Below are 6,198 nucleotides of genomic sequence, written 5' to 3'. Positions count from 1 at the left end.
ATTTGGTCAGCTTCTGTAAAATCCATCTTTTCAATTACATTAATTTGATGAGATTTCTAGAAAATCCGGAAAAAGACTGGATTATTGACAAAGCAGAGCAAGAACAATTATCTTTTAATTGGTAGCCTGTTTTTGAAAAATCATAATAAATTAAAATTAAATAACTGATAATCAAACAGATAAAAGATGAGGTCACTTGATTTTATCTTTTATCGGACATTAATGATTTTATTTTTTTAATTCGATAAAAAATTAGCACATTTAAAAAGTATATTTGTACAACTTAAAACTCACTTTAAATGATAGTTTGGATTCTATTTATTATTGGAATAATAATTTTTTTAGCCTTGGATTTAGGTGTATTCAATAAGAATCCACATGTCATCAACTCTAAGGAAGCTGGGGTTTGGACACTAGTTTGGGTATCTTTGTCGTTTGCCTTTTCGGGAGTGATTTATTGGTTGTATAGTGGGGGCGTTCATATTGATAATCCAGACAACTTATTGCCGCAGGATGCCATGATTAAATACATTACAGGTTACCTAATCGAGTTGTCCTTGAGTATTGATAATATTTTTGTGATTGCTATTATTTTTGCTTCTTTCAAAATTCCGCCTATGTATCAACATCGCGTTTTGTTTTGGGGGATTTTGGGTGCCGTTGTATTTAGAGGCCTAATGATTTTTTTAGGTGTCATGCTAATTCATAAGTTTTCTTGGATGACCTATGTGTTTGGTGCTTTCTTGGTTTATACAGCACTTAAAATGTTGTTTAAAAAAGATGAGGATTTTCATCCAAAAAAATCAATTGTCTTTAGAATGTTAAAAAGAATTATGCCTATTACGACTGAGATTGAGAACGAACAGTTTTTTGTTAAACGTAAGCATATTACTGCGGCCACCCCTTTGTTTGTTGCCTTGGTTGTTATTGAAATGATGGATGTCGTGTTTGCTATTGATAGCGTACCCGCCATTTTATCAATAACTTCAGATCCTTTTTTAGTATTTAGTTCTAATATTTTTGCGATTTTAGGCTTGCGTTCCATGTATTTCTTTTTAGCAAATATGTTGGAAAGATTTAGTTACCTGGAATACAGTTTAATTGCCATTTTGTCTTTTGTTGGTATTAAAATGCTGATCGTGCATTACTTTAAGTTTCCGGAATGGGTTTCCTTAGGTTTTATTGGTTTCGCTCTTGCCACGGGTATTTTAGTTTCCTTAGCAAAAAGGAGATAAGTCTAGGAAGTTGTAGTCAGACTATTGTATTCATGTATCTGTGAAAAGCTACTTGCTCAACTGCTTAAAAAACAGCTTGACTTCTTCCTCGAAAACATCTAGAGGAATGCGGTGTGCTAAACTATTATGAATATGCACTTTGTATTCTGGATGATAAATTAGCGTTTCAGCTAAAAAACCAAGGGTTTGTTTTGGGTCGACTATATCGTCTTTTGTGCCTAAAACTATTTGCTTAAATGGGCTTGTTTTATGCTCGATTTCAGGAATGTTTTGATAAACAGACCTCTCGGCTAAAGCTGGATTGAAAAGGAGAGCAGGACATTGGTATATATTTGATACGTAATAGCCTGTAAAGCCACCCATGCTACTCCCTATAACTACATTGGTGTGATGAGACTTAAAGGATTCGACTAAATGAACGATTGCTTCAGAATCTGCTTCATAATCAATGGAAGGTGAAAACACTTTTCCGTATGGTTCTAAAACCTCCCTTTTTTCAGGATTTAAGCTTCCGTTTAAACCGTGTATGTAAAGTATATTCATTGTTTAATTATATTTTTTTATTTTATTGTTTTTCTAAAGGATTCATACTTCAAAACCTCTGTTTCGATATTCATTTTAGAGTTTCATTTTTAAACACGCAATTCGGTATCACATTTTAATTTGCGTGCCAGAATCCTGCTTCCTTGCATCGTGTGACTGCTTGGGCATGATGTAAATCTAAACTTTTTAAGTAATTTTTTGTCCATCAATTATTTTTAAAATACTGTTTTCTGGTGGTTCCTTCAAAACTATAATCAATTATTTATATAATAGACTTATATGTGTATTTATTTAAGAAGTTAGATAAAAGGCTCTGGTTTTTTAAAAGATGTGCTACGCGTGATGGAAGTTTTGATGCTATAATAGAGCATGCTATAACCCTATAGATCAATTCTGCCTCATTTTCGGATAACGCAATCGGAAGGTTGGTGTTTATTGAGGTTGGCTTTTTTGTTTTATAAAATTACTTTAGGAATGTTTTAATTCCAAAATTACCAAAATTATTTGTGTTTTTTTTTACCAATTGAATTTCCTTCCCAATATTGTTTTTTGGGTTGTAGGCAGCCACGCTAAACTAAAAAAGTTGAAAAGGAGTGTTTATAGGAATCTAACTTAGATTTTTTAGGTGTATAAAACCAAAAAACCCAAACATCTGTTCGTCTCAAAGTGTTGGGATTAGTAGTGGCATCTTAATCCTTATTGTCCCCTTAAAAAGCAAAAACCCCATAAACAGTGTTTACGGGGTTTTCTGGTGGTGCCTCCAGGAATCGAACCAGGGACACAAGGATTTTCAGTCCTTTGCTCTACCAACTGAGCTAAGGCACCAGCTGCAAAATTGCAAACCTAATTTTTCGGTTAGGCAGGTGCAAATATAGAAGCAATTTTATTATTCGCCAAAAGAAAGTAAATAAAAAATGCTTTTGTAAATTTGCAATCTTACACAGAGCTATGAATTTAATTATAGATATTGGAAATACATTGGTTAAATTTGCTGTTTTTCAGCAAGATGAGCTGGTTTTTCAAACTTCGGGAGAAGACATTATTTTTGAAAATAAATTTGAATCTATTTTAAAAAAACATCCAAAAATAGATAAATGTATCATTTCTTCGGTTGGAAAAATGGATGAACAAGCTCTAAATCTTATAAAACATCGCTTAAAAGTGCTGGTTTTGAATTCGGAAACCAATTTTCCATTTAAAAACCTGTACACTACACCAAAAACCTTAGGCGTGGATAGATTGGCCTTGGTGAGTGCGGCGTCTATAGAATATCCGAATAAGAATTGTTTGATAATAGATTTAGGATCTTGTATTACCTACGATTTTATCAGTGCAGAAAACAACTATTTGGGAGGCGCTATTTCTCCGGGATTAAGAATGAGATATAAAGCTTTAAATAATTTTACAGCCAAATTACCGTTATTAGAAACAAAGCTGCCTGAAAATATGATTGGGAATTCGACAGAAAGCGCCATTCATTCCGGAATTATTTTTGGTATTTTAAACGAAATTGATGGACTAATAGACAGCTATAGACAAAAATATATAGATTTAACAGTTATTTTAACAGGAGGAGATGCTTATTTCTTGTCAAAACAATTAAAAAATAGCATATTTGCCAACTCAAATTTCCTTTTATTAGGATTGAACCATATTTTACAATTTAATTCAACAGAATGATTAAAAAACTAATATTAGTTTTTATTGCTTTATTTGCAATTCAAATTTACGCTCAAGAGGGAACAGCCTCACCCTATTCATTTTATGGAATTGGTAGCTTAAAATTTAAAGGAACTGTTGAGAATAGAAGTATGGGTGGGTTGAGTATCTATTCAGATAGTATTCATTTAAACCTTAGAAATCCGGCTTCTTACGCCACTAAGAACCTAGCTCAATACGATTACGAAAGCAGACCCGTGAAATTTGCGGTTGGTGGAAGTCACTCGAACGCCAAATTAAAAAGTAATTCGTCTACAGATGAAGTAAACTCTACCACTTTAGATTATTTGGCCATGTCTTTCCCAATTGGAAGATTTGGACTAGGAATGGGATTGATTCCTTATACTACAGTTGGTTATAAATTAGAGAGCTTGAATAGCAACAACGACCTGAAAAGTAAATTCAGGGGCGATGGAGGTGTCAATAAGGTATATGCCTCATTGGGGTATTTAGTAACAAACGAATTAAGTGTAGGTGTGGACTTTGGTTATAACTTTGGTAATATTAGAAACAATACTATCGAATATGTTTATACGGACCAAGGTAGTTTGGCACAATATCAAACGAGAGAAGATAACAGATCGGACTTAGGTGGGGTGGGTTTAAATTTTGGTTTGACTTATACAAAGATGATTCAAGAAGAATTTGAATTAACAACTTCACTAACCTTTAGACCAAAAACCAATTTAACCTCAAGAAACTCGCGTTCGTTTAATACCATTACTATAAATCCGGTAAACAACAACGAGTATGTGATGAATTCTATTGAAGCAGATTTAGAAGGGCAAGGTTTAAAACAAACAGATTTAGTAATTCCAGCAAAATTAGCTTTTGGAGCAGGAATAGGTCAGCCAAGAATATGGTTTGTAGGTGCAGAATATTCATACTTAAACGTTAGTAAATTTCAAAATGATTTATATGCAGCTAGCGATTCAGCAGGAAACGTAAACTACTCAAGCGCTTCTGCAATCTCTGTTGGAGGGTTTTTTATTCCAGACTACAACTCTTTTTCAAGTTACTTAAACAGAGTGGTTTACAGAGCTGGAGTTAGATTTGAAGGTACTGGATTGCACATTAACGACGAAGCCATAAACGAGTTTGGCATATCTTTTGGAGTAGGATTACCAATGGGGAACACATTCTCTAATGCCAACGTAGGAGTAGAGTTTGGAAAGAAAGGAACAACAAACAGTAATTTAATTCAAGAGAATTTTATTAATTTCCAACTAAGCTTTTCGTTTAACGATAGATGGTTCCAAAGAAGAAAATTTAATTAAGTATAAACTAAATATTATGAAAACCAAAATTACATTCTTGCTGTTAGCCTTATTTTTAGGATTGAATTTTGTGTCTGCTCAAGATGAGGATTCAAGCACTTTATCTATCATGTCTGAATATGCCAAAGCAAAAAATTACGACGCAGCATACAAACCGTTCATGGAGTTAAGAAAAAGAAATCCAAGTTATAGTAGAGCGATTTTTGTTTATGGAGAAAGCATTCTTAGCGATAAGATTGATAAATCTTCTGGAACCGAAAAAGTTGCCTATATCAACGATTTGGTAAAACTTTGGGGAGAAAGAGAAACTTATTATGCGAGTAAAACACCTAAAGGCGAGTTTGGGGCTAAATCTTGTCAGTTGTTATATGATAATAAGGAGATTTTAAAGAAATCTAACGAGGAGATATACGCTTGTTTTGATGCTGTTTATAAAGAAGATCCGGATACATTTACAAATCCGAAATCACTTTATACTTATTTCTCATTAATGGTGGATTTATTTGATGCAGGTAAGAAGTCTGCTGGAGAATTATTCACTAAATATGATGAAGTTGTTGAGAAAGTTGATAAGGAAGTAGGTAACTATTCAGAAAGCTTAAACGTGCTTATTGAGAAGGAAGATGCAGGTGCTAGTTTAACTAGTAAAGAATTGAGCTACAAAAACTCCTATGAAAGTTACTTAAAAGCATACGATCAAATTGCGGGTAGTATTAACAGCAAATTAGGTTCTAGAGCAAATTGCGAAAACTTAGTACCACTTTACGCTAAAGATTTTGAAGCGAATAAAGGCGATGCCGTTTGGTTACAAAGAGCTGCTGGAAACATGTCGGCTAAAGAATGTACAGACGATCCATTGTTTTTTAAATTGGTAAACGCTTATCATAAACTAAGTCCGTCTGCTAACTCGGCTTACTATTTGGGAATCTTAAAAGATAAAGAAGGTAAAACTTCTGAAGCTATTAGATTTTATGAGCAGGCTATCAGTTTAGAATCGGACAGTTTCAAAAAAGCAAGACTTTACGAAAGAATTGGAGATAAACTAAAATCACAAGGAAATTTTGGACAAGCTAGAGGTTATTTCAGAAATGCTTTAAAATTCAACCCATCTAATGGACGTCCACATTTAAAAATAGCAGACATGTACAGTAGAAGTGCAAATAACTGTGGAGATACTAACTTTAACAAACGTGCTGTTTTCTGGTTGGCCGCTTTAGAAGCTGAAAAAGCTGGGCGTGTAGATCCTACTTTAAGAAGTGCTTCAGAACAGGCTGCAGTAAGTTATAGACATAAGGCTCCTCAAAAATCTGAAATTTTTGAAGCAGGTAATGGAGGTCAGAAAATCAATATTGGTTGTTGGATTGGAGATAGTGTTACCGTACCAAGTTTATAATGGTTAAAACATTTTTATATAAAACTCATTA

Annotated in this window: 5 protein-coding genes and 1 tRNA gene; 4 read left to right on the top strand and 2 right to left on the bottom strand. The window is 33.5% G+C overall.

From position 1 onward, the window contains the following. Window positions 1–299 precede the first annotated feature (299 nt). On the top strand, window positions 300–1,235 hold the full coding sequence (locus VKY47_RS09655; RefSeq protein ID WP_324312362.1) for a TerC family protein: 936 nt from the start codon (window positions 300–302) through the stop codon (window positions 1,233–1,235). A gap of 48 nt (window positions 1,236–1,283) precedes the next feature. Here VKY47_RS09655 and VKY47_RS09650 read toward each other — a convergent pair whose 3' ends face one another. Both VKY47_RS09650 and VKY47_RS09645 read right to left on the bottom strand, forming a co-directional pair. Continuing rightward, a complete protein-coding gene (locus VKY47_RS09650) occupies window positions 1,284–1,778 on the bottom strand; it encodes a YqiA/YcfP family alpha/beta fold hydrolase (protein ID WP_324312361.1) in 495 nt (164 codons plus the stop codon). A gap of 749 nt (window positions 1,779–2,527) precedes the next feature. Continuing rightward, window positions 2,528–2,603, bottom strand: a tRNA-Phe gene (locus tag VKY47_RS09645). A 123-nt stretch (window positions 2,604–2,726) separates the two neighbouring features. Here VKY47_RS09645 and VKY47_RS09640 point away from each other — a divergent pair. Genes VKY47_RS09640 through VKY47_RS09630 form a run of 3 tightly spaced genes read left to right on the top strand, consistent with a single transcriptional unit; the run spans window position 2,727 to window position 6,167 of the window. After that, window positions 2,727–3,458 (top strand): type III pantothenate kinase, encoded by a 732-nt coding sequence (locus VKY47_RS09640; protein ID WP_324312360.1) that lies wholly within the window; start codon window positions 2,727–2,729, stop codon window positions 3,456–3,458. Then, window positions 3,455–4,774 (top strand): BamG family beta-barrel-assembly machinery protein, encoded by a 1,320-nt coding sequence (locus VKY47_RS09635; protein ID WP_324312359.1) that lies wholly within the window; start codon window positions 3,455–3,457, stop codon window positions 4,772–4,774. The genes VKY47_RS09640 and VKY47_RS09635 overlap by 4 nt, the downstream gene beginning before the upstream one ends. A gap of 16 nt (window positions 4,775–4,790) precedes the next feature. Further along, window positions 4,791–6,167, top strand: a complete 1,377-nt coding sequence (locus VKY47_RS09630) for a tetratricopeptide repeat protein (RefSeq protein ID WP_324312357.1) — start codon at window positions 4,791–4,793, stop codon at window positions 6,165–6,167. Window positions 6,168–6,198 lie beyond the last annotated feature (31 nt).

Origin of the sequence: Xanthomarina sp. (assembly GCF_035306705.1) — a bacterium.
Classification (GTDB): Bacteria; Bacteroidota; Bacteroidia; order Flavobacteriales; family Flavobacteriaceae; genus Xanthomarina.
The sequence above is the reverse complement of the archived record's forward strand: the minus strand, read 5'-3'. Positions and strand labels throughout refer to the sequence as shown.

Bases quoted from the DNA above. Each gene is read 5' to 3' on its own strand.
- VKY47_RS09640 (WP_324312360.1), top strand. From the start codon at position 2,727: ATGAATTTAATTATAGATATTGGAAATACATTGGTTAAATTTGCTGTT.
- VKY47_RS09650 (WP_324312361.1), bottom strand. From the start codon at position 1,778: ATGAATATACTTTACATACACGGTTTAAACGGAAGCTTAAATCCTGAA.
- VKY47_RS09635 (WP_324312359.1), top strand. From the start codon at position 3,455: ATGATTAAAAAACTAATATTAGTTTTTATTGCTTTATTTGCAATTCAA.
- VKY47_RS09655 (WP_324312362.1), top strand. From the start codon at position 300: ATGATAGTTTGGATTCTATTTATTATTGGAATAATAATTTTTTTAGCC.
- VKY47_RS09630 (WP_324312357.1), top strand. From the start codon at position 4,791: ATGAAAACCAAAATTACATTCTTGCTGTTAGCCTTATTTTTAGGATTG.